Here is a 22713-nt window from a genome sequence, read left to right on the forward strand (position 1 = left end):
CAAAAGGACGGACCCACGCGCCTCGGCGCTGCAGCTCTTCTTACGCTGGGACTAACCAGATCAAGTTCGCGGTTCCGGCGGTCAGGTCCGCCATCTCAGCACGCCATACGTGCACCCCGGAGCAGGGCCGAGTGTAGCCCCGCGCCGCCGCGTCACTCGCGCGGCCCGATGCTGACCTCGGCGTTGATCAGCGCGCCCATCGCCAGCACCAGGTTGTCGCAGCGCACCTGGCCGTCGACCCGCGCGCTGGCGCCGACGTTCAGCTCGCGGCACTGCAGGCGGCCGTCGAAGTGGCCGTCCAGGGTGGCGCGATCGCAGGCCATCTGGCCGCGGATCGAGCCTTCGGCGCCCAGCGTCACCTGCGGCGCCTCGACGGTGCCTTCGATGTCGCCCTGGAAGTGCAGCGGCCCGGGCGAGCCGATGTAGCCGCGCACCAGCACCCCGGGGCCCAGCACCGACGGCCGCGCGTCCTCGGGGCGAGCGGACTTGCGGCGCACCGCGTCGTCGAGCACCGGCAGCACCGCACCGGGCGCCGGCGCGGCCGGCGGCGTCTCGGAATCCGCGGCGTCGCCGCGCTCGGACTTCGGCTTATTGAACAGCATGGCTCACCCGGAAGACTTTGAGGGGGTCGATCGGCCGCGAGCCGCGGCGGACCTCGAAGTGAACGTGCTCGCCGGTCGACGAGCCGGTACTGCCCATGACACCCAGGACCGCGCCGATCGGCACGCTGGCACCGGCCTCGACCTGGATCTGCGACAGGTGCGCGTACCAGCTCTCGAAACCCAGCGCGTGACCGACGATGACGAGGTTGCCGTAACCCGAGCGCCAGCCGGCGAACAGCACCTCGCCGGCGGCCGCGGCACGCACGCGCTTGTCGCCCGCGGTGACGAAGTCCACGCCCTGGTGCGTATCCAGCCGCCGCGAGATCGGGTGCAGGCGCAGGCCGAAGTCGGAGGTCATGCGCGGGTCGGCCAGCGGCGGCGCCGCCGGCAGGTCCGACAACAGCTTGCGCAGGCCGGCGTTGGCCAGCAGCACGTCCTGCTGCGGCGCCGAGATGAAACGCTCGAGCTCGGCCTGGACCTCGCTGTCCAGTGCCGCGCCGACGCCCGGCTCGGGCGCCGCGTCGGTCAGCCGGCGCAGCGCCGACGCCACCTCGGTGGGCCCGGCGCCCAGCGCACGCAGCGAGTCGCCGATGCGGCCGTTCTCGGCCGCCGCCAGCCGCGCGGTGACCGCGACGTAGGCGCGGAAGGCCTCGTCGCGGCGCTTGAGCCGCTGCACCATCTCGCGCATGCGCTCGGGCGTCATCGACTCGAGGTCGGCGACCTCGAAGGTCTCGGCACCCAGCTTCTGCAGCGTCGCGACGGTCTGCGACAGCGAGTCGCGCTCGCTCTCGCTGCTCTGCAGCCGCAGCACCAGCGCCGCGAAGCAGAGCACCGCGACGAGGGTGGCCAGCGCCAGCCACAGCGCCAGCGTCTTGAAGCGTGCGATGGTGCTTTCGATCGCGTCGCGGCGCAGCTCGATGTAGCGCACGCCGCGGTCGTCGGTGACGATGACGGAGGCGACGCCGGTGTCCGGCAGGCTGCGCCGGACGTCGTCCAGCCAGCGGATCGGCGTCTCAGACAGCGCCTTGATCCGCATCGCCGGGCTCGACTGCAGGGGCCGGGGCGGGCGGCGGCGCGGCGGTGTCGGAACGCCGCAGATGGCCGTCGATGCGGGCGCCGCCTTCGATCTGGATCGTCTGGTAGGTCACCGTGCCGGTGACGACCGCGGTCGAGCGGATGACGATCTGCTCGCGTGCGACGATGGTCTCGCCGACCTCGCCGCGGATGTCGACGTTGCGCGCGCTGAGGCTGCCCTCGACGCGCCCGGTCTTGCCGACGGCGATGTCGTCGGCTTCGATCTCCCCCTTCACGGTACCGAAGACCTGGACGCGGCCGGCCGCGTTGATCTTGCCGCTGATCGTGACGCCTTCGCCCAGCGTCAGGGTGCCGGCAGTGACTTGTTGTTCGCTCATGCTCGATTCAGGCTGAGGTCGCACCACGGACCGGGCCCGGCCGCCGGACGCCCGCTCGGGCGTTCGCGGGGCAGACCCCCACACCACACTGCATCAGCACGATCGTGGCGAATCGCGCTTCATGCCGCCAGACATGATCCTAACTGATAGAAATGCTTTTACTGCTTTTTGAAACAGCTTCGGCGGCGATTCGTGCACGCTGCGCGGGGACACCCAACTTCTGGACACACGCCCCACGCGGCAAGGACGAAACAATTCTGCATGACGCAAAGCACGCCACGCCATCCGTCGCGCGCCCGATGGCGCCCTGCCGCGACAGCGGTTCTCGCTTCGATCTTGGGGCTTGCGGGATGCCAGACAACGCCCCCTAACGCGCCGTCGCCGTCGTCGCGTGTCGCGCCGCCCAGCACGCCGGCGCTGGTCGTGGAGCGCCAATGGCTGCAGAGCTGGTTCGACGGCACCCCGGTCGTCATCGCCCAGCAAGGCAGCGGGCCGGTCGCGGTGAACGTGCCGCTGGAGTTCTCGTTCGACGCCGGCAAACGCGGCGTCAAGCCGCCGCTGGCGGCGGTGCTGGACAAGCTCGCCGAGGCGCTGCGGCGCCAGCCGCAGATGACGCTGGCGCTCGCCGCGCCGGGCGACGCCGGCGGCGACGAGACGCTGGCCGCCCAGCGAGCCGCCGCGCTGCGCAGCTATCTGCTGGGCCGCGGCGCGAGCTCGGCGCAACTCGGGGCGCCGCAGGCGGCGGCGGGGCGCGCCGTCCGGCTGCGGCTGGAGGCGCGCTGACGGCGCCTCCCGGGCTTCAGAAGAAGCCCAGCGCGTGCGGCGAGTAGCTCACCAGCAGGTTCTTGGTCTGCTGGTAGTGGTCGAGCATCATCTTGTGCGTCTCGCGCCCGATGCCCGATTCCTTGTAGCCGCCGAAGGTCGCGTGCGCCGGGTAGGCGTGGTAGCAGTTGGTCCAGACGCGGCCGGCCTTGATCGCGCGGCCGGCGCGGTAGGCGGCGGTGCCGTCGCGGCTCCAGACACCGGCGCCCAGGCCGTAAGGCGTGTCGTTGGCGATGTCCAGCGCCTCCTGCTCGGTCTTGAAGGTCGTCACCGCCAGCACCGGGCCGAAGATCTCCTCGCGGAACACGCGCATGCCGTTGTGGCCCTTGAACAGCGTCGGCTGGATGTAGTAGCCGCCCGACAGCTCGCCGCCGAGGTCGGCACGGCCGCCGCCGATCAGGCATTCGGCGCCTTCCTGGCGGCCGATCTCGAGATAGCCGAGGATCTTGTCCATCTGCATCGCCGAGGCCTGCGCGCCCATCATCGTCTCGGTGTCCAGCGGGCTGCCCTGCTTGATCTGCTTCACGCGTTCCAGCGCGCGCGCCATGAACTTGTCGTAGATCTTCTCGTGGATCAGCGCGCGCGACGGGCAGGTGCAGACCTCGCCCTGGTTGAAGGCGAACAGCACCAGGCCTTCGATCGCCTTGTTGAAGAACTCGTCGTCGGCGTCGGCGACGTCCTCGAAGAAGATGTTCGGGCTCTTGCCGCCGAGCTCCAGCGTCGCCGGGATCAGGTTGCCGGCCGCCGCCTGGGCGATGACGCGGCCGGTGGCGGTGCTGCCGGTGAAGGCGATCTTGGCGATGCGCTTGCTCGACGCCAGCGGCATGCCGGCTTCGCGGCCATAGCCGTTGACGATGTTCAGCACGCCCGGCGGCAGCAGATCGGCGATCAGCTCGGCGAAGACCATGATGCTGACCGGCGTCGATTCGGCGGGCTTCAGCACCACGCAGTTGCCCGCGCCCAGCGCCGGCGCCAGCTTCCAGGCGGCCATCAGCAGCGGGAAGTTCCACGGGATGATCTGGCCGACGACGCCCAGCGGCTCGTGGAAGTGGTAGGCGATGGTGTGCTCGTCGATCTCGCTGATCGAGCCTTCCTGCGAACGCAGGCAGCCGGCGAAGTAGCGGAAGTGGTCGACGGCCAGCGGCACGTCGGCGGCCAGCGTCTCGCGCATCGGCTTGCCGTTGTCCACCGTCTCGGCGTAGGCCAGCAGCTCGAGGTTCTGCTCGATGCGATCGGCGATCTTCAGCAGGATGTTCGAGCGATCGGCCGGCGGCGTGCGGCCCCAGGCATCGGCCGCGGCGTGCGCGGCGTCGAGCGCACGCTCGACGTCGGCGGCGCCGGAGCGCGCGGCACGCGTGTAGGGCTTGCCGGTGATCGGCGTGATGACGTCGAAGTACTGGCCGTCGGCCGGCGGCACGAACTTGCCGCCGATGAAGTTGTCGTACTGGGCCTTGAACTGGACCTTGGCGCCAGGCGTGTTGGGCAGTGCGTACAGCATCGTTGTCTCCTTGGGTTGTCGTGCTCGCGTCGTCCGGTGCGAAGCGGGGCGCCGGATCGCGCGTCGCCGGCCTTCGCACGGCGCGTGCCAGCCGGGTTTCGCGCCCGAAGGCCGCCGCTTCTGCCCGAACCGCCACCATTTCGTGCGAAAACCGCCCCAGGCTGCGCAAGGCCGCGGCACAGCTGTCCCGTTTCGTGACAGCCGGCGCCGCACCCCGGGTCGATCCGCTACGCGGCGCGGAAGGCATGCGCTAGGCTGATCCACGCACCGACACGAGCGCCCGTCAGAGGCCCCGCTGGAGACAAGACGATGCCCAGTTCCCTGCTCGCCGCGCGCACGCCGCCGGCCCGGCTGCGCGAAGCGCGCCGCCGCCTGCTCGACACCGGCGACCTCGCCGACGACGCGCTGGCGCCGGCGCTGACGCGCAGCTGGCGCCGCAGCCGCGACTTCGGCCTCGCGCCCACCGGGCGCTTCGCCGGCGCGCCGCACGCCTCGTCGGCGCAGCTCGCGCGTGCGCTGGACCATCAGCACGAGTTCGTCGCCCACGCGCGGCCGGTGATGGAGTTCCTGTTCGACCAGACGCGCGACACCGACAGCATGGTCATCCTCGCCGACGCCCAGGGCATGGTGCTGCACGCGCTGGGCGACGCCGGCTTCGTCGACCGCGCCCAGCGGGTCGCGCTGCGCCCCGGCGCGAGCTGGCACGAGCAGTGGCGCGGCACCAATGCCATCGGCACCGCGATCGCCGAAGCCGCGCCGGTCGTCGTGCACGGCAGCGAGCACTACCTGGAGCGCAACGCCTTCCTGACCTGCACCGCGGCGCCGATCGCCGACCCGGCCGGCCGGCTGCTGGGCGTGCTCGACATCTCGGGCGACCACCGCGGCTACCACCGCCACACGCTGGCGCTGGTGCGTTCGGCGGCGCGCATCATCGAGCACCGCCTGTTCGACACGCGCCACGCCGCCGGCCTGCGGCTGCGGCTGCACGCCCAGCCCGAGGGCCTGGGCACCGTCACCGAAGGGCTGCTGGCGCTGTCCGAGGACGGCTGGATCGTCGGTGCCAACGGCGTCGCGCTGGCGATGCTGGGGCTGCCGCCGGGTTCGATCGGCGCGCTGACGCTGGAACGCGTGCTGCCGCTGGACATCGCCACGCTGGCCGCCTGGAGCCGCGGCAGCGCCGCGCATGCGCTGAAGCGCGCCGACGGCAGCACGTTGTGGCTGCGTGTCGAAGGCGGCCGCAGTCTCGGCGTGCGCCCGGCCGCGCCGGCGGCGCCGGCCGTCGCCGACGCGCTGGCGCGGCTGGACACCGGCGACAGCGCGATGCAGGCCGCGATCGGCCGCGCCCGGCGCGTGCTCGACAAGCCGATCGCGCTGCTGCTGCAGGGCGAGTCGGGCGTCGGCAAGGAGCTGTTCGCGCGCGCGGTGCACCGCAGCAGCGCGCGCCGCGACGCGCCCTTCGTCGCCGTCAACTGCGCCGCGCTGCCCGAGACGCTGATCGAGGCCGAGCTCTTCGGCTACCGCCCCGGCGCCTTCACCGGCGCGGCGCGCGACGGCGCGCCGGGGCGCATCCGCGAGGCCCACGGCGGCACGCTGTTCCTCGACGAGATCGGCGACATGCCCTCGGCGCTGCAGACGCGGCTGCTGCGCGTGCTGCAGGAGCGCGAGGTCGTGCCGCTGGGCGGCGGCCGCGCCCAGGCGGTGGACTTCCGCCTGATCTGCGCCACCCACCGCAACCTGCGCGAGGCGATCGACGCCGGGCGCTTCCGCGAGGACCTGTACTACCGGCTCAACGGCCTGGCGCTGCAGCTGCCGCCGCTGCGCCAGCGCGGCGACCAGGCGGCGCTGGTCGCCGGCATGCTGCGCGAGCTGCTGCCCGGACGTGACGTTCGGCTGGCACCCGAGGTCGCGCACGCCTTCGCCCGCCACCGCTGGCCGGGCAACCTGCGCCAGCTGCACAACGCGCTGGCCACCGCCTGCGCGCTGCTCGACGAGCACGAAGACGAGATCGGCTGGGGCCACTTGAGCGACGACCTCGCCGAAGACCTGCGCGAACGCCCGGCGCCGGCGGCGCCGGTGGCCGACGCGGTCGACCTGCGTGCGCAGTCCGAACGCACGGTGCGCCAGGTGATCGAGGCCTGCGCCGGCAACCTGTCGGAGGCCGCGCGCCGGCTGGGCATCAGCCGCAACACGCTGTACCGCAAGCTGCGCGAGCTGCGGCTGCGCTGAAGGAGCCCGAAGCCACCGCCGGTAGAATCCGGCGATGGAAACGCCCGGCAACCTCTTCGTCGTCGCCGCGCCCAGCGGCGCCGGCAAATCCAGCCTCGTCAAGGCCCTGCTCGAGCTCGACTCGCACCTGTCGGTGTCGATCTCGCACACCACGCGCAAGCCGCGCGGCCAGGAGCAGAACGGGCGCGAGTACTGGTTCGTCCCCGAGCCCGAGTTCCGCTCGATGATCGAGCGCGGCGATTTCTTCGAGTGGGCGCAGGTGCACGGCAATCTCTACGGCACCTCGCGCAAGGCGATCGAGGAGCGGCTGATGCGCGGCGAGGACGTCGTGCTCGAGATCGACTACCAGGGCGCGCTGCAGATCAAGAAGCTCTTCGCCTACGCGGTGCTGATCTTCATCCTGCCGCCGAGCTGGGACGAACTGCGCCAGCGCCTGCTGCGCCGCGGCGAGGACGGCGCCGAGGTCATCGAGGTGCGCATGCAGAACGCACGCGACGAGGTGGCCCAGGCCCGCCACTTCGACTACGTTATAATCAACCAGTTGTTCGAGACGGCGCTCTTCGACCTCAAGACGGTCGTGCACTCGCAGCGCCTCAAGTACGTGACGCAGTGCCGCAACCGTTCCCAGGTCTTCGCCGCACTCGACCTGCTCTGACTCGACCCCTCTCTCTCCACGGAAAGCTCCGCACATGGCCCGCATCACCGTCGAAGACTGCCTGCACAAGATCCCGAACCGCTTCCAACTCGTGCTGGCGGCCACGTACCGCGCGCGGATGCTGAGCCAGGGCCACGCACCGAAGATCGAGACCAAGAACAAGCCCGGCGTGACCGCGCTGCGCGAGATCGCCGCCGGCGAAGTCGGCCTGGAGATGCTGCGCAAGGTTCCGGTCTGATCGCCGCGACCCACGGACAAAGGCACCTTCGGGTGCCTTTTTTCATGCCTGGACACGGCGCAGAGCTTCCGAGTGCCCGGGCAACACGCGCTTACCTCCGGGGGGGCGACGGCCACCGGAGCGAGGGATGACGCTGCGCCGGCCCCGGCGCACAGGATGCATCAACGCCGTCATCGGAGCCTACGATGCAAACCTCCCGCATGCTCGCCGCCGTGGCGCTGGGCGCCTGCTCGCTGCAGGCCCAGGCGCTGTCCTCGGTTTTCGAAGGCACGATCTCGACGACCGACGAGGTCGTGCTGCTGGATCTGACGCTGCCCGAGGCCACGACCGAGCTCTGGCTGTGGACCGACTCGTTCGACAACGGGGCGAACTTCGACCCGATGGTCGGCATCTGGCGCGCGTTCGGCAGCGACTGGCAACTGATCGATTTCAACGACGATCGGGCCAACCTGGCCCCCCGCAGACGTATTTCGACTCGGGGCTCGTGGTCGACCAACTGGCTGCCGGCACCTACAAGCTCAGCATCTCGCGCTTCTCGAACTTTCCGGTCGGATCGCTGCTGAGCCAGGGTTTCGAAGAGACGAGCGGGGTCCCGCTGCTCTCGGGCAACTTCTACTCGCTGCACGTCAGCGACGTCGCCGTCTCGCCGGTGCCGGAACCCGCGGTCTGGGCCTTGATGCTCGGCGGCCTGACGCTGATGTCCACGGGTGCACGCCGGCGCCGCAGGCCGGCCGGTTGACCCTCTTTCGAACGCCGCGCCGCCGACGATCAAACGGCGTGGCCTTCCTCGGGGATTGGGTGCCCCGATCGGGTAGATTACCCCGATGGGGATCCGATCTTTGGCTGCCGAATTGCTGCCTGCCGCGCTGCAGGGGCGTTCGCGCACGCCTGAACCCGAGCAGACGCCCGCCGAGGCGGCCTCGTTCGCCGGCCTGACCGACAAGCTCGCCTACCTGTCCAAGGGCGACCTGAAGCTCGTGCGCGAGGCCTACAAGTTCGCCGACGAGGCGCACCTGGGCCAGTTCCGTGCCAGCGGCCTGCCGTACATCACGCACCCGCTGGCCGTCGCCGGCCTGTGCGCCGACTGGCGGCTGGACGTGCAGGCCGTGATGGCCGCGCTGCTGCACGACACGATCGAGGACCAGGGCGTCACGAAGACCGAGCTGATCGAGCGTTTCGGCGCGCCGACCGCCGACTTGGTCGACGGCCTCACCAAGCTCGACAAGCTGCAGTTCAGCACGCGCGAGGAGAGCCAGGCCGAGTCCTTCCGCAAGATGCTGCTGGCGATGGCGCGCGACGTGCGCGTCATCCTCGTCAAGCTCGCCGACCGTCTGCACAACATGCGCATGATGGACGCGATGGCGGCGAACAAACGCTCGCGCATCGCCCGCGAGACGCTGGAGATCTACGCCCCGATCGCCCACCGCCTGGGCCTGAACCAGACCTACCGCGAGCTGCAGGAGCTGTCGTTCCAGTACCTGCATCCCTGGCGCCACGGCGCGCTGGCCAAGGCCATCAAACGCGCGCGCGGCTACCGCCGCGACATCGTCGAGCGCGTGCAGCGCGACGTCGAACGCGCCTTCGGCGCGCAGAAGATGAAGGTCGAGGTCACCGGCCGCGAGAAGACCGTCTACTCGATCTACCGCAAGATGCGCGAGAAGCACGCCGGCTTCGCGCAGGTCAACGACATCTTCGGCTTTCGCATCGTCGTCGCGACGCTGCCCGAGTGTTATCTGGCGATCGGCGTGCTGCACCAGCTCTACAAGCCGGTGCCCGGGCGCTTCAAGGACTACATCGCGATCCCCAAGGCCAACGGCTATCAGTCGCTGCACACGACGCTGGTCAGCCCGCTGGGCACCGCCGTCGAGTTCCAGGTCCGCACCGACGAGATGCACGCGGTGGCCGAACGCGGCATCGCCGCGCACTGGATCTACAAGACCAACGGCAAGAGCGATTCGCAGGAAGCGCAGCGCATGGGCGCGCTGTGGCTGCAGAGCCTGATCGACATCCAGGACGAGACGCGCGACTCGGCGGAGTTCCTCGAACACGTCAAGATCGACCTCTACCCCGACGCGGTCTACGTCTTCACGCCGCGCAGCAAGATCCTCGCGCTGCCGCGCGGCGCGACGCCGGTGGACTTCGCCTACGCGATCCACTCCGACGTCGGCGACCACGTCGTCGCCGCCAAGGTCAACGGCGAGCCGGTGGCGCTGCACACCGAGCTGCGCAGCGGCGACGTCGTCGAAGTCATCACCGCGCCGGGCGCGCGCCCCAGCCCGGGCTGGCTGCACATGGTGCGCACCGGGCGCGCACGCTCGAAGATCCGCCACTACCTGAAGAACCTCGAGGCCGAGGAATCGCAGTCGCTGGGCGAGAAGCTGCTCGGCCAGGCGCTGCGCGCCGAAGGCCTGCAGGCGCCGTCGTCCGACCCCGACGACGCCGACGCCGCGGCCGTGTGGCAGCAGCTCACGCGCTGGAGCGGCAACCGCAACCGCGGCGAACTGCTCACCGACATCGGCCTGGGCAAGAAGATCGCGACCATCGTCGCCAAGCGTCTGGCCGGCCTGCTGGCCGAACGCGGCATCCGCCCCGACGCGGTGATGCTGACGATGGGCCGCTACGCCAGCGACGACACCACGCCGACGCAGGGCGTGGTCTTCGTCGACGGCAGCGAAGGCGCGTCGGTGCAGATGGCGCACTGCTGCCGCCCGATCCCCGGCGACCAGATCGCCGGCTACCTGGGCCGCGGCGAAGGCCTGGTCGTGCACACCAGCGAATGCCAGGTCGGCCGCCGGCTGTTCGAGCGCGACAGCGAACGCTGGATGCGCGTCGAATGGGCCGAGGAGCTGACGCGCAGCTTCCCGACGACGGTCGTCGCGCTGGTCCACAACGGCAAGGGCGTGCTGGCACAGATCGCCTCGGCGGTGGCCGCGGCCGAAGCCGACATCACCCACCTCGACATGGACCAGGAGCCGGCCGCCGAAACGACCGAGCTGCGCCTGCTGGTCAGCGTGCGCGACCGCGTGCACCTGGCCGAGGTGCTGCGCACGCTGCGGCGCGCACCGGCGGTGCTGCGCGTCTGGCGCTACAAGCCCGGTCAGGCCTGAGGCGTCGCGCCCGGCGGCGCCGGGTAGCGCACTTCGATCACCTCGATCGTCTCCAGGCCGCCGGGCGTCATCAGCTGCACCTCGTCGCCTTCGCGCGCCTTCAGCAGCGCGCGCGCGATCGGCGCCACCCAGCTGACCTCGCCCTTCAGGTTGTCGGCCTCGTCGATGCCCTTGATCGTGATCGTGCGCTCCTCGCCCTTCGCGTTGGCGTAGGTGACGGTGGCGCCGAAGAAGACCTGGTCGCTGCCGTGGTGCGCCGACGGATCGGCGACCTCGGCGATGTCCAGGCGCTTGGTCAGGAAGCGGATGCGGCGGTCGATCTCGCGCAGCCGCTTCTTGCCGTAGAGGTAGTCGCCGTTCTCGCTGCGGTCGCCGTTCTTGGCCGCCCAGGAGACGGTCTCGACGATCTTCGGCCGCTCGACGTCGAGCAGCGACATCAGCTCCTCGCGCAACATGCGATAGCCCTGCGGCGTCATGTAGTTGCGCGTGCCGGCCGGCAGCGGCGGCAGGCCGGGCAGATCGTCGTCGCCGTCGTCGGCGGCGTCGTTTTCCTTGGTGAAGGCCTTGTTCATCGGCTCGTCGGCCGGCGCGGCGCCGGCAGCCTCAGCGCACCGGCACCCAGGCCTGCAGGCGCGGCAGCATCGCGCGGTACGGCGCCAGCAGCAGCGCGGCCATCAGCCACTTGATGCCCAGGTCGCCGGTGGCGAGCTGCAGCCAGGGCACGTCGGTGCCGGCGAAAGCGAGGAAGAAGAACACCGAGGTGTCGATGACCGAGGCGATGGCCGAGCCGATCAGCGGCGCCTTCCACCAGCTCTGCTGGCGCCAGCGGTTGAAGACCGCGATGTCCATCAGCTGCGAGAAGATGAAGGCGCAGCCCGAGGCCACCGCGATGCGCCACGGCGCCAGCACCGCCGACACCGCCACGGCGATCGCGAAGCCGATCCAGGCCACGCGCCGCGCCTCGGAGACGCCGACCGCGCGGTTGGTCAGGTCGCAGACCAGGAACACCAGCGGATAGCTGAACGCGCCCCAGGTCAGCCAGTCGCCGGCCGGGAACTGCACGAGCACGTTGGACAGGACGATGACGCAGGCCATGGCCGCGATCGGGCGCGACAGGCTGGCAAGCGGGAGACGGTTCATGGGCACGATCCTCGAGACAACCCCGTATTGTCGCCGCTAGGGATGGGCCGTGTGCGCGGCCGCTCGATAGCCTGCCCTTCTTTCGATGTGAACGATGGAGGGATCCATGGCCCAACGTGCACTGTGCGTCGGCATCAACCAGTTCCGGCGCTACCCGCAGTTCCAGCTCAACGGCTGCGTCCACGACGCCCAGGACATGGCGGCGCTGCTCACCGGCACGCTGGGCTGGCGCAAGAGCGAGATCACGCTGCTGCTGGACAAGAAGGCGACGAAGGCGGCGATCCTCGCCAGGCTGGCCAAGTTCGTCGACCAGGCCAAGGCCGGCAAGCTGCAGCGCATCGTCTTCAGCTGGTCCTCGCATGGCACCCAGGTCGCCGACACCAGCGGCGACGAGCCCGACGGCGTCGACGAGGCCTTCGTGCCCTACGACGTCGCCGAGAAGGACGGCGACTGGGACCCGGAGCACATCATCGTCGACGACGAGCTGCACGACCTGTTCGCCGCGCTGCCGCCGGCCGTCGAGCTGGAGGTCTTCCTCGACACCTGCCACAGCGGCACCGGGCTGCGCGGCGCCGAGTTCTCGCTGCACGCGCCGCGGCCGCGTTTCGTCGCCCCGCCCAGCCGCCAGGGCACGCTGCGCCAGCGCGAGGCCACCGGCTTCGTGCTCGGCCGCGACGCCGAGCAGCCCGGTGAGCACCACGTGCTGTGGACCGGCTGCAAGGCCAACCAGACCAGCGCCGACGCGTACTTCGACGGCCGCTACAACGGCGCCTTCACCTACTACCTCGTCAAGGCGACGAAAGACGGCGGCGGCCGGCGCACGCGCGACGAGGTGCTGCAGGCCATGCGTCAGGCGATGAAGGGCAAGTTCAGCCAGGTGCCGCAGCTGGAGACGCGCGCCACCAACCGCGCCGCCGCCGTCGCGCATTGAGGCCGGCGAGCCGCTAGAGTCGGCGGCGATGACCGACCGCCGCACCCCCGCCCTCGCCGTCGCCGCCCTCGTGCTGATCGCCCTGCTCGCCTGGTCGGGCTGGCAGCCCTACGAACGAGAGACCTGGGTGCTGGAGACCGTGCCGGTGATGGTCGTGCTGCCGCTGCTGGCCGCCACCCACCGCCGCTATCCGCTGACGACGCTGCTCTACGCGCTGGTCTTCGTGCACTGCACGGTGCTGATGCTGGGCGGCGCCTACACCTACGCGCGTGTGCCGCTGGGCTTCCAGATCCAGGAATGGTTGCAGCTGTCGCGCAACCCGTACGACAAGATCGGCCACTTCATGCAGGGCTTCGTGCCGGCGATCGCGGCACGCGAGATCCTGCTGCGCGGCGGCGTGGTGCGCGGCCGGCGCATGCTGGCCTTTCTCGTCGGCTGCGTGGTGCTGGCGATCAGCGCCAGCTACGAGCTGATCGAATGGGGCGTCGCGCTGGCCATCGGCCAGGACGCCGACGCCTTCCTCGGCACCCAGGGCGATCCCTGGGACACGCAGTCGGACATGTTCATGGCCCTGGTCGGCGCAGTCTGCGCGCTGACGCTGCTGTCGCGCCGGCACGACGCCGAAATCGCGCGCCTGCCCGCCGCCGGCTGAGCGCCGCCGGCCAGCGGCAACTCACTGGCCGGCAGCACTGGCGAAGCGGCAGCGCCGCTGCCAGCCCCAGCGTTCCAGCTTTAGGCAGCGCGCCAAAAGCGCTGAAAAACGCTGTTTCAAATCAATGACTTGGAACGGCCGATCGGGGGTTTCCCTAGATCAAGGAAAAGCGGGCACGCATCGTGGGTGTGAGCTAGGTCAAAGACCGAACCCACGCGAGGAGCCCGATCCGATGGAGACCTTCTACGAAGTCATGCGCCGCCAGGGCATCTCGCGGCGCAGCTTCCTCAAGTACTGCTCGCTGACGGCCACCTCGCTCGGGCTCGCGCCGTCCTTCGTGCCGCAGATCGCGCACGCGATGGAGACCAAGCCGCGCACCCCGGTGCTCTGGCTGCACGGCCTGGAATGCACCTGCTGCAGCGAGAGCTTCATCCGCAGCGCGCACCCGCTGGCCAAGGACGCCGTGCTGTCGATGATCTCGCTGGACTACGACGACACGCTGATGGCCGCCGCCGGCCACCAGGCCGAGGCCATCCTCGACGAGATCATGGCCAAGTACAAGGGCAACTACATCCTGGCCGTCGAGGGCAACCCGCCGCTCAACGAGGACGGGATGTTCTGCATCCAGTCGGGCAAGCCCTTCCTGGAGAAGCTCAAGCGTGTCGCCGCCGACTGCAAGGCCGTCATCGCCTGGGGCTCCTGCGCCTCCTGGGGCTGCGTGCAGGCCGCCAAGCCGAATCCGACGCAGGCCACGCCGATCCACAAGGTGATCACCGACAAGCCGATCATCAAGGTGCCCGGCTGCCCGCCGATCGCCGAGGTGATGACCGGCGTCATCACCTACATGCTGACCTTCGACCGCATCCCCGAGCTCGACCGCCAGGGCCGGCCGAAGATGTTCTACAGCCAGCGCATCCACGACAAGTGCTACCGCCGGCCGCACTTCGACGCCGGCCAGTTCGTCGAGAGCTTCGACGACGAGAACGCGCGCAAGGGCTTCTGCCTCTACAAGGTCGGCTGCAAGGGCCCGACGACCTACAACGCCTGCTCCACGGTGATGTGGAACGAAGGCACGAGCTTCCCGATCAAGGCCGGCCACGGCTGCATCGGCTGCTCCGAGGACGGCTTCTGGGACAAGGGCTCGTTCTACGACCGCCTGACCAACATCCACCAGTTCGGCATCGAGGCCAACGCCGACAAGGTCGGCGGCACCGCGGCCGGCGTCGTCGGTGCGGCCATCGCCGCGCACGCCGCCGCCTCGGTGATCAAGCGCCTGTCGCACGACCCGGACGCCGCCGCGCGTGCCGAGTCGCGCAGCTGACCCCACACCCGAACGAGAACACCGGAGCACCCATGGGCGCCATCGAAACCCAAGGCTTCAAGCTCGACGACAGCGGCCGCCGCATCGTCGTCGACCCCGTCACCCGCATCGAAGGGCACATGCGCTGCGAGGTGAACGTCGACTCGAACAACGTCATCCGCAACGCCGTTTCCACCGGCACGATGTGGCGCGGGCTGGAGGTCATCCTCAAGGGCCGCGACCCGCGCGACGCCTGGGCCTTCGTCGAGCGCATCTGCGGCGTCTGCACCGGCTGCCACGCGCTGACCAGCGTGCGTGCCGTCGAGGACGCGCTGGGCATCAAGATCCCGAAGAACGCGCACCTCATCCGCGAGATGATGGCCAAGACGCTGCAGGTGCACGACCACGCGGTGCACTTCTACCACCTGCACGCGCTGGACTGGGTGGACGTCGTCTCGGCGCTGAAGGCCGACCCGAAGAAGACCAGTGAGCTGCAGCACCTGGTGTCGCCCTCGCATCCGCTGTCCTCGCCGGGCTACTTCCGCGACGTGCAGAACCGGCTGAAGAAGTTCGTCGAGAGCGGCCAGCTCGGCCCCTTCATGAACGGCTACTGGGGCAGCAAGGCCTACGTGCTGCCGCCCGAGGCCAACCTGATGGCCGTCACCCACTACCTGGAGGCGCTGGACCTGCAGAAGGAATGGGTGAAGGTGCACGCCATCTTCGGCGGCAAGAACCCGCACCCGAACTACCTCGTCGGCGGCGTGCCCTGCGCGATCAACCTCGACGGCAACGGCGCCGCCGGGGCGCCGATCAACATGGAGCGGCTGAACTTCGTCAAGGCTCGCATCGACGAGATGATCGAGTTCAACAAGAACGTCTACCTGCCCGACGTGCTGGCCATCGGCACGATCTACAAGCAGGCGGGCTGGCTGCACGGCGGCGGCCTCTCGGCGCTGAACGTCGCCGACTACGGCACTTACGACAAGGTGGCCTACGACCACGCGACGCACCAGCTGCCCGGCGGCGTCATCCTCAACGGCAACTGGGACGAGATCCACGCCATCGACCCGCGCGACCCCGAGCAGGTGCAGGAGTTCGTCGCCCACAGCTGGTACCAGTACGCCGACGAGAGCAAGGGCCTGCACCCCTGGGACGGCGTCACCGAGCCGAAGTTCGAGCTCGGCGCCAAGACCAAGGGCACGCGCACCGCGATCGAGAACATCGACGAGAGCGCCAAGTACTCGTGGATCAAGTCGCCGCGCTGGCGCGGCCACGCCGTCGAGGTCGGCCCGCTGTCGCGCTACATCCTCGGCTACGCCCATGCGCTCAAGGGCAACAAGTACTGCCAGCGCGTCAAGGAGCAGGTGGACTTCGCCGCCGAGGCGATCAACCACGCCATCCCCAAGGCCCTGGGCCTGCCGGAAACGCAGTACACCCTGAAGCAGCTGCTGCCGACGACCATCGGCCGCACGCTGGCGCGCTGCCTCGAAGGCCAGTACTGCGGCGAGATGATGCTCGCCGACTACCACGAGCTGGTGGCCAACATCCGCGCCGGCGACACCGCCACCGCCAACGTCGAGAAGTGGGACCCGGCGACCTGGCCCAAGGAGGCCAAGGGCGTCGGCACCGTCGCCGCGCCGCGCGGCATGCTGGGCCACTGGATCCGCATCAAGGACGGCAAGATCGAGAACTACCAGTGCGTCGTGCCGACCACCTGGAACGGCAGCCCGCGCGACGCCAAGGGCCAGATCGGCGCCTTCGAGGCCAGCCTGCTGGGCACGCCGATGGTCAACCCGGAACAGCCGGTCGAGATCCTGCGCACGCTGCACTCCTTCGACCCCTGCCTGGCCTGCTCGACCCACGTGATGAGCGAAGACGGCCGCGAACTGACGACCGTGAAGGTGCGCTGAAAGCGCCGCGCCCGACCTGGAAGGACAACCCGATGAAGAAGCTCGTCCCCGCCGTCCTGCTCGCCGCCGCCGCGGCGCCCGCGTTCGCCCACCCGGGCCACGACACCACGACGCTGACCGCCGGCCTCGTGCACCCGCTGGGTCTGGACCACCTGCTGGCGATGGTCGCCGTCGGCCTCTGGTCGGCCGCGGCCTTCAGCGGCGTGCGCCGCCTCGCCGGCCCGGCGCTGTTCATGACCGCGCTGCTGGCCGGCGCCGTCGCCGGTGCCGCCGGCTGGGGCCATGCGCTCGTGGAACCGGCGATCGCCGCCAGCGTCGTCGTGCTCGGCGTGATGCTGGCCTTCGCGCGCCGCCTGCCGGCCGCCGCCGGCCTGGTGCTGGTCGCCGTCGCCGGCTCGCTGCACGGCCTGGCGCACGGCGCCGAGCTGCCGGCCGCCGGCGGCTTCGCCGCTTACGCCGCCGGTTTCCTGGCCGCCACCGCGCTGCTGCACGGCGCGGGCCTGGCCGCCGCGCCGCGCCTGCTGGCGCTGCCGGCCGTCGTCTGGCGGGCCCTGTCCGGCGGCGTCGCGCTGGCCGGGCTGATGCTGCTCGCCCGCGCCTGAACCGACAGCCAGAAGAACCGAGGAGACCGAGCATGGACATCGAATCCGGCGTCACCCGCCTGAGCCCCAGCGACGCGGAAGAAGTCGCGCAGCGCGCGGTCGTCCGGCGTGCGGTCTACGTCTACGAGGCGCCTATCCGCGCCTGGCACTGGATCAACGCGCTGGCGGTCTTCGTGCTGATGGCCACCGGCTACCTGATCGGCAAGCCGCTGCCCTCGGTCGGCGGCGAGGCCAGCGCAAGCTACGTGATGGGCTACATCCGCTTCGCGCACTTCGCCGCAGCCTACGTGTTCGCGGTCGGTTTCCTCGGCCGCCTGTACTGGGCCTTCGCCGGCAACCACCACTCGCACGAGCTGTTCACGCTGCCGCTGTTCAAGCGCGGCTACTGGCGCGGCGTGATGGGCATGGTGCGCTGGTACCTGTTCATCGACCCGCGCCCGGGCCAGTACGTCGGCCACAACCCGCTGGCGCGCCTGGGCATGGTCACCGGCTTCCTGGCGATCACGGTCTTCATGTTCGTCACCGGCTTCGCGCTCTACAGCGAAGGCCTGGGCCGCGGCTCCTGGGCCGACGTCATGTTCGGCTGGGTGATCCCGCTGTTCGGCCAGTCGCAGGACGTGCACACCTGGCACCGGCTGGGCATGTGGGGCATGGTGATCTTCGTGCTGATGCACGTCTACGCCGCGATCCGCGAAGACATCATGGGCCGCCAGAGCATGGTCAGCACGATGATCTCCGGCTTCCGCACCTTCAAAGACTGATGGCCCCCCCCCGAAGCGCCTTCGGCGCTCCCCCCCAGGGGGGCGACGCCAGCGGCCCGGCAGAGCCGGTTCCGCGGCGTCCGCTTGACGCATTAGCAGCCCGCTCGTTGTTGTCGCCCGCCGGCGTGCCGACGCGTGCGCCGGTGCATCCGGGGCGCTTCCTGCAGCGCCAGGTGCTGGGGCCGCTGGCGATGTCGCAGTCGCAGGCGGCACGGGTGCTCGGCGTCTCGCGCCGGCGCCTGCACGAGCTGGTGCAGGGCCAGCGTGCGATGTCTGCCGACACCGCGATCCGCTGCGCGCTCGCCTTCGGGCTGCCGGCCAGCCACTGGCTGGCGCTGCAGTCGCGCTACGACAGCTTCCACGCCTGGAAGCAGCTGCGCCGCGGCCAGGCCGCGCGCTGAACTCCCTTCGACGAGACGACGCCCCATGGATTCACTCATGCCTGAAAGCGCCTGCCACCCCTCGGGTGACAGCTCCGAGACCATCGTCGTGCTCGGCATCGGCAACGTGCTCTGGGCCGACGAAGGCTTCGGCGTGCGCTGCGTCGAGGCGCTGGACGCACGCTGGACCTTCGCCCCGCACGTCAGCCTGGTCGACGGCGGCACCCAGGGCCTGTACCTCGTGCACTACGTGCAGCAGGCGACACGGCTCCTGATCTTCGACGCCATCGACTACGGCCTCGAGCCCGGCACGCTGAAGCTGATCGAGAACGAGGACGTGCCGCGTTTCATGGGCGCCAAGAAGATGAGCCTGCACCAGACCGGCTTCCAGGAGGTGCTGTCGCTGGCGACGCTGACCGGCCGCTACCCGCAGTCGGTGCTGCTGATCGGCTGCCAGCCCGAGGAGCTGGAGGACTACGGCGGCAGCCTGCGCCCGCGCATCAAGCTGGCGCTCGAAGACGCGCTGGCGCTCGGCGTCGACACGCTGCGCCTGTGGGGCGCCGACCCGAAACCGCGGCTGGCGCCGCCCTCGGACGACGACGCCGTCAGCCAGGCGACGATCGCGCTGGCCGCCTACGAGGCCGGCCGCCCGTCCGAAGACGAGGCCTGCCGCGTCGGCGACGCGCGTTTCATGCCGGAGGCCGGCTGATGTGCCTCGGTGTGGCTATGCAGGTGCTGTCGGTGACGCCGGGCCGCGCGATCGTCGCCGGCCGCGGCCGCACGCAGCCGGTCGAGACCGCGCTGGTCGGCGAGGTCGCGCCCGGCGACTGGCTGCTCGTATTCCTGGACAGCGCGCGCGAGCGCATCGACGCCGCACGCGCCGCCGAGGTCGACGCGACGCTGGACCTGCTCGAACAGGCCCTGGGCGGCGGCCACGCCGACGCCGCCGCCGGCTTCGTGCTGCCGTCGGCGATGGACGCCGGCCAGCTCGCCGCCCTGACCGGCGGCGCTTCCCCCACCCCTCCCAGCGCCGACGGCGCCGACACCCGATGAGCCACTCCTCCCCTGCCGACGGCGCCGCGCCGCTCGTCGCCCGCCTCGTCGAGCGCCACGGCGCGACCTGGGTCGGTGCCGACTCGGTCGATGCCTTCCTCGCCGGCGACGGCGACCGCGTGCTGTTCTTCCACGGCGACCCGGTGCGTTTCCCCGAAGGCGTCGACGTCGCCGTCGTGCTGCCCGAGCTGCAAGCGGCCTTCCCCGGCCGCTTCACCGTCGGCGTCACGACGCGCGCCGACGAAGACCGCCTGGCGGCGCGTTTCGGCGCCCAGCGCTGGCCCTCGCTCGTCTTCCTGCGCGACGGCCGCTACGTGACGACGATCGCCGGCATGCTGGACTGGACCGACTTCGTCGCGCGCGTCGCCGCCGCGCTGGCGATGCCGACGAGCCGCGCGCCGATCGTGCTGGCCGCCGCCGACGCCGGCCCCGGTTGCCATTGAAAGCCGCTCGATGAACGCCCCGATCAGCCCCCGCCCCTTCCCGATCCCGCTCGTGGCCGCCGGCCCCGGCAGCCACGAGGACGACGGCCTGGACTACCTGGAGATGCCGCAGGGCATGGCCACCTACCAGGCGCCGCGCCTGCCCGAGCCCGAGCAGCTGGGCGGCCACGACGCCGCCGTCGCCGTGCTGCGCCAGGCGCTGGCCGCGGTGCAGGCCTGCACCCGCGGCGAGACGCCGGCGCCGGTGTCGCTGGCCGGCCTGTCGCCCGACGACCTGGCGCTGGTGCACCAGGTGCTCGGCGAAGGCGAGGTCAGCGCCCAGGTGCTGGGCGACGACGGCCGGCCGCAGGTGCAGGTGCAGGAATCGGTCTTCGCCGGCGTCTGGCGCGTCGTCGAGCTGCTGGCCGACGGCCAGGTCGCCGACACAATCGAATGCGGCCCGGTGCCCGCCGTGCTGCTGCGCGCGGCGCAGGAAGACGGCCACAGCCCGGCCGCCGAAGCGATGGCGCCGCCGCCGGGCGTGATGAACGCGCCGGCCATCCTCACCGAGCTCGCCGAACAGCGCCACCAGTGGCGCGCCGGGCAGCCGGCGCACGTCGTCAACCTGACGCTGCTGCCGCTGTCGCCCGAGGACATCGGCTTCATGGACCACCAGATCGGCACCGGCCGCGTCGTCGTGCTGTCGCGCGGCTACGGCAACTGTCGCATCACCGACACGCGGGTGCCCAACACCTGGCGCGTCGTCTACTACAACTCGCAGGACAAGGTGATCCTGAACTCGGTCGAGGTCTGTGCGATCCCCGAGGTCGTTTGCGCCGCGCCCGAAGACCTGGCCGACTCGGCCGAGCGCCTGGACGAGGTGCTGCAGTGGGTGGCGCAGGGATGAACACCGAGGCGCGTTTCGAGGGCAGCTACCTCGGCGACCGCAGCCGCCTGCCGGCCGGCGCGCGGCTGGAATGCAAGATCTGCTGGTGGGTCTACGACCCGGCCGAAGGCGACGCCACCTGGCAGATCCCGCCCGGCGTGCCCTTCGCCGAGCTGCCGGCGCACTGGCGCTGCCCGCAGTGCGACGGCGACGCCGAGCAGTTCATGGTGCTGGCCGACGACGGAGCGGCCGGGTGACACCGATGGCGCGTGTGCCCGCGCTCGAAGCCGCGTTCGGCGAGATCGCGGCGACACGCATGCGCGGCCTGCCCTTCCTGAACCCGCGGCTGGCGGTGCAGGCCGTCGGCTTCGCGCCGCACACGGGAGAGGACGGCGAAGCCGCCGTCGGCGTGCTGCTGACGCCCTGGTTCATGAACCTCGTGCGGCTGCCGGCCGGCGCGGCGCTGGCCGTCGGTGCCAAGGCCGATCGCGAGTTCGGCGGCCGGGTCTTCGAGTTCATCGGCGCGCATGAACCCCGCTGTGGCGGCTACGAAGCCTGCTCGCTGTTCTCGCCGGTCACGGAGTTCGCCGACCAGGCCGCGGCGGTGGCAACCGCACGCGAGCTGCTGACGCTGCTGCGGCCGGCCGCGGTGCCGCCCCCGCCGGCGCGCGAGCCGGTGCCGTCGCGGCGCGGTTTCCTCTTCGGGCGCGGCGCATGACGGTCGATCTCGCCGGCCACGTCGAGCTGCGCCCCGGGCGCCGGCCGGCGGTGGTCAGCACGCGCGCCGAACTCGCGCCGCGGCTCTTGAACGGCGTGGCGGTGCAGGAGGCGCCGCGCCGCGCCGCCGCGCTGTTCACGCTGTGCGCCCCGGCGCATGCGCTGGCCGCGCACGAGGCGATCGGCGCCGCCGGGGCTGGCGAGGCGCTGGCGCCGGCGACGGTCTCGCTGTTCGGCTCCACGGTACGCGAGCACCTGCTGCGCCTGTGCCACGACTGGCCGCGCCGCCACGCCCCCGCGGCCGCGCTGGACCTCGCCGCGCTGGCCGCCGCGGCGCCGCTGTGGGCGCCGGGCGACGACGCCGGCCGCGGCGCCTTGCTGGCCGGCTGGCTGCGGCGCTGGCTGGACCTGCCGGCCGGGTGGTTCACTCAGGGCGTCGACGCCGACGCGGTGGCCGACTGGTGCCGCAGCGCCGCTTCGCCGACGGCGCTGGCGCTGCGCACGATGCACGCGCGCGCCACCACGCTGGCGACGCCGGCCGTCGCGCCGCTGGCGCTGGCCGCGCTGCCCGAGATCGGCCGCCGCCTCGGCGACGAAGCCGGCTGGGCGCTGCGCCCGCGGCTGGACGCCGGCGTGCCCGACACGGGGCCCTGGTCGCGCGCCGCCGATGGCGCCGCGGCGCCGCGCCACGCCTGGGACCGCATCGCTTCGCGCCTGGTCGACCTCGTGCGCCTGGCCGCCGATCCCGCGCGCCTGGCGCACGGCGCCCTGTCGCCGGCGCCCGGCGTCGGCCTGGCCTGGGCCGAGACCGCACGCGGGCTGCTGGTGCACCGCGTGCGCGTCGAGCGCGACGCCGCCGGCTGGCGCGTCGCCGACTACCGCGTGCTTGCGCCGACCGAATGGAACTTCCACCCCGAGGGCGTGCTGGCGCGCACGCTGCAGGCACTGGCGCCCGATGACGCCGGTGGGGCCGAACTGCTGGCCGACGCCTTCGACCCCTGCGTGCCGGTACGCTGCCGGCCGATGAACGAGGAAACCGCCGATGCATGAGATGAGCCTGGCCGGCGGCATCGTGCGCATCGTCGAGGACTGCGCCGAACGCGAGGCTTTCGAACGTGTCACCGTGCTGCGCCTGTCGGCGCCGGCGCTGGCCGGAGTCGAGGTGCGTGCGCTGCGTTTCGCGCTCGAAGCGATGGCGCCGGGCACCAGGCTGGCCGGCGCACGCATCGAGATCGACGAGCCGCCCGGCCAGGCCTGGTGCCTGGACTGCGGCACCGGCGTCGAGATCGCCGCACGCGGCGACGCCTGCCCGCTGTGCGGCGGCTACAAGCTGCAAGTCACCGGAGGCACCGAGTTGAAGGTCGTGGACCTCATCGTGGCCTGAACCAACGAAGGAGAG

27 protein-coding genes, 1 pseudogene and 1 riboswitch are annotated in these 22713 nt (G+C 71.2%); of the genes and pseudogenes, 22 read left to right on the forward strand and 6 right to left on the reverse strand.

Translation table 11 applies throughout. The features are described 5' to 3' along the window. Positions 1-20 precede the first annotated feature (20 nt). Positions 21-129, reverse strand: a riboswitch (TPP riboswitch). 23 nt (positions 130-152) lie between these two features. Genes RGE_RS17360 through RGE_RS17370 form a run of 3 tightly spaced genes read right to left on the reverse strand, consistent with a single transcriptional unit; the run spans position 153 to position 2014 of the window. After that, positions 153-602: a bactofilin family protein gene (locus tag RGE_RS17360; RefSeq protein ID WP_014429755.1), complete on the reverse strand. Its 450-nt coding sequence runs from the start codon at positions 600-602 to the stop codon at positions 153-155. Then, complete coding sequence (locus tag RGE_RS23360) at positions 589-1638, reverse strand: M23 family metallopeptidase (RefSeq protein ID WP_014429756.1); 1050 nt, start codon at positions 1636-1638, stop codon at positions 589-591. Before RGE_RS23360 ends, RGE_RS17360 begins: the two co-directional genes overlap by 14 nt. Next, the gene (locus RGE_RS17370; protein ID WP_014429757.1) at positions 1616-2014 is read right to left on the reverse strand and encodes a bactofilin family protein; all 399 of its coding nucleotides are present in this window, start codon (positions 2012-2014) and stop codon (positions 1616-1618) included. The genes RGE_RS23360 and RGE_RS17370 overlap by 23 nt, the downstream gene beginning before the upstream one ends. 423 nt (positions 2015-2437) lie before the next feature. Between RGE_RS17370 and RGE_RS17375 the strand changes: the two genes are divergently transcribed. Then, complete coding sequence (locus RGE_RS17375) at positions 2438-2797, forward strand: hypothetical protein (protein WP_014429759.1); 360 nt, start codon at positions 2438-2440, stop codon at positions 2795-2797. A gap of 16 nt (positions 2798-2813) precedes the next feature. On the opposite strand, the gene exaC is transcribed toward RGE_RS17375, so the two are convergent. Beyond that, positions 2814-4334 carry an acetaldehyde dehydrogenase ExaC gene (gene exaC, locus RGE_RS17380; RefSeq protein WP_014429760.1) on the reverse strand — a complete coding sequence of 507 codons (1521 nt, stop codon included), beginning with the start codon at positions 4332-4334 and terminating at the stop codon, positions 2814-2816. A 309-nt stretch (positions 4335-4643) separates the two neighbouring features. Here exaC and RGE_RS17385 point away from each other — a divergent pair, with 309 nt between their 5' ends. The 6 genes and pseudogenes from RGE_RS17385 to RGE_RS17410 all read left to right on the forward strand — a co-directional run bounded on the left by RGE_RS17385 (position 4644) and on the right by RGE_RS17410 (position 10560). Next, a complete protein-coding gene (locus tag RGE_RS17385; protein WP_014429762.1) occupies positions 4644-6560 on the forward strand; it encodes a sigma-54-dependent Fis family transcriptional regulator in 1917 nt (638 codons plus the stop codon). Between the two features lie 34 nt (positions 6561-6594). After that, the gene (gene gmk / locus RGE_RS17390; RefSeq protein ID WP_014429763.1) at positions 6595-7215 is read left to right on the forward strand and encodes a guanylate kinase; all 621 of its coding nucleotides are present in this window, start codon (positions 6595-6597) and stop codon (positions 7213-7215) included. A 34-nt stretch (positions 7216-7249) separates the two neighbouring features. Next, complete coding sequence (gene rpoZ, locus RGE_RS17395; RefSeq protein WP_009858930.1) at positions 7250-7453, forward strand: DNA-directed RNA polymerase subunit omega; 204 nt, start codon at positions 7250-7252, stop codon at positions 7451-7453. 200 nt (positions 7454-7653) lie between these two features. After that, positions 7654-8024 (forward strand): annotated as a pseudogene (locus RGE_RS24445) (DVUA0089 family protein); the annotation flags it as partial. Positions 8025-8102: 78 nt separating this feature from the next. After that, positions 8103-8192, forward strand: coding sequence for a PEP-CTERM sorting domain-containing protein (locus RGE_RS25005; protein ID WP_409077219.1), 90 nt, complete (start codon positions 8103-8105; stop codon positions 8190-8192). 85 nt (positions 8193-8277) lie between these two features. Then, positions 8278-10560, forward strand: a complete 2283-nt coding sequence (locus RGE_RS17410; protein ID WP_014429766.1) for a RelA/SpoT family protein — start codon at positions 8278-8280, stop codon at positions 10558-10560. Here RGE_RS17410 and greB read toward each other — a convergent pair. Next, positions 10551-11132 (reverse strand): transcription elongation factor GreB, encoded by a 582-nt coding sequence (gene greB, locus RGE_RS17415; protein WP_014429767.1) that lies wholly within the window; start codon positions 11130-11132, stop codon positions 10551-10553. The genes RGE_RS17410 and greB overlap by 10 nt on opposite strands. Positions 11133-11163: 31 nt before the next feature. Then, positions 11164-11700, reverse strand: a complete 537-nt coding sequence (locus RGE_RS17420) for a queuosine precursor transporter (RefSeq protein ID WP_014429768.1) — start codon at positions 11698-11700, stop codon at positions 11164-11166. 106 nt (positions 11701-11806) lie between these two features. Here RGE_RS17420 and RGE_RS17425 point away from each other — a divergent pair, with 106 nt between their 5' ends. The 15 genes from RGE_RS17425 (at position 11807) to RGE_RS17495 (ending at position 22698) form a co-directional block, all read left to right on the forward strand. Further along, positions 11807-12631 (forward strand): caspase family protein, encoded by an 825-nt coding sequence (locus tag RGE_RS17425; protein WP_014429769.1) that lies wholly within the window; start codon positions 11807-11809, stop codon positions 12629-12631. A gap of 28 nt (positions 12632-12659) precedes the next feature. After that, positions 12660-13283: a DUF2238 domain-containing protein gene (locus RGE_RS17430; RefSeq protein WP_014429770.1), complete on the forward strand. Its 624-nt coding sequence runs from the start codon at positions 12660-12662 to the stop codon at positions 13281-13283. 232 nt (positions 13284-13515) lie between these two features. Beyond that, on the forward strand, positions 13516-14604 hold the full coding sequence (locus tag RGE_RS17435; protein ID WP_043784250.1) for a hydrogenase small subunit: 1089 nt from the start codon (positions 13516-13518) through the stop codon (positions 14602-14604). 32 nt (positions 14605-14636) lie between these two features. Continuing rightward, positions 14637-16493: a nickel-dependent hydrogenase large subunit gene (locus RGE_RS17440; RefSeq protein ID WP_014429772.1), complete on the forward strand. Its 1857-nt coding sequence runs from the start codon at positions 14637-14639 to the stop codon at positions 16491-16493. A 32-nt stretch (positions 16494-16525) separates the two neighbouring features. After that, positions 16526-17095, forward strand: a complete 570-nt coding sequence (locus tag RGE_RS17445) for a HupE/UreJ family protein (protein WP_014429773.1) — start codon at positions 16526-16528, stop codon at positions 17093-17095. Positions 17096-17127: 32 nt separating this feature from the next. Beyond that, complete coding sequence (gene cybH / locus RGE_RS17450) at positions 17128-17856, forward strand: Ni/Fe-hydrogenase, b-type cytochrome subunit (protein WP_014429774.1); 729 nt, start codon at positions 17128-17130, stop codon at positions 17854-17856. A gap of 107 nt (positions 17857-17963) precedes the next feature. After that, positions 17964-18257, forward strand: a complete 294-nt coding sequence (locus RGE_RS23775; protein ID WP_014429775.1) for a HigA family addiction module antitoxin — start codon at positions 17964-17966, stop codon at positions 18255-18257. Between the two features lie 37 nt (positions 18258-18294). Then, positions 18295-18945: a HyaD/HybD family hydrogenase maturation endopeptidase gene (locus RGE_RS17460; protein ID WP_232504949.1), complete on the forward strand. Its 651-nt coding sequence runs from the start codon at positions 18295-18297 to the stop codon at positions 18943-18945. After that, on the forward strand, positions 18945-19289 hold the full coding sequence (locus RGE_RS17465) for a HypC/HybG/HupF family hydrogenase formation chaperone (RefSeq protein ID WP_014429777.1): 345 nt from the start codon (positions 18945-18947) through the stop codon (positions 19287-19289). Before RGE_RS17460 ends, RGE_RS17465 begins: the two co-directional genes overlap by 1 nt. Continuing rightward, complete coding sequence (locus RGE_RS17470; protein ID WP_014429778.1) at positions 19286-19732, forward strand: thioredoxin domain-containing protein; 447 nt, start codon at positions 19286-19288, stop codon at positions 19730-19732. The genes RGE_RS17465 and RGE_RS17470 overlap by 4 nt, the downstream gene beginning before the upstream one ends. A 10-nt stretch (positions 19733-19742) precedes the next feature. Then, positions 19743-20618: a hydrogenase expression/formation protein gene (locus RGE_RS17475; protein WP_014429779.1), complete on the forward strand. Its 876-nt coding sequence runs from the start codon at positions 19743-19745 to the stop codon at positions 20616-20618. Beyond that, entirely contained in the window at positions 20615-20854 is a 240-nt protein-coding gene (locus RGE_RS17480; RefSeq protein ID WP_014429780.1) for a rubredoxin, read from the forward strand. Before RGE_RS17475 ends, RGE_RS17480 begins: the two co-directional genes overlap by 4 nt. 5 nt (positions 20855-20859) lie before the next feature. Further along, a complete protein-coding gene (hybE, locus tag RGE_RS17485; RefSeq protein WP_043784252.1) occupies positions 20860-21315 on the forward strand; it encodes a [NiFe]-hydrogenase assembly chaperone HybE in 456 nt (151 codons plus the stop codon). Beyond that, entirely contained in the window at positions 21312-22364 is a 1053-nt protein-coding gene (locus RGE_RS17490; protein WP_014429782.1) for a putative hydrogenase expression/formation protein, read from the forward strand. The genes hybE and RGE_RS17490 overlap by 4 nt, the downstream gene beginning before the upstream one ends. Continuing rightward, positions 22357-22698, forward strand: a complete 342-nt coding sequence (locus RGE_RS17495) for a hydrogenase maturation nickel metallochaperone HypA/HybF (RefSeq protein ID WP_014429783.1) — start codon at positions 22357-22359, stop codon at positions 22696-22698. The genes RGE_RS17490 and RGE_RS17495 overlap by 8 nt, the downstream gene beginning before the upstream one ends. Positions 22699-22713 lie beyond the last annotated feature (15 nt).

This window comes from Rubrivivax gelatinosus IL144 (genome assembly GCF_000284255.1).
Classification (GTDB): Bacteria; Pseudomonadota; Gammaproteobacteria; order Burkholderiales; family Burkholderiaceae_C; genus Rubrivivax; species Rubrivivax gelatinosus_A.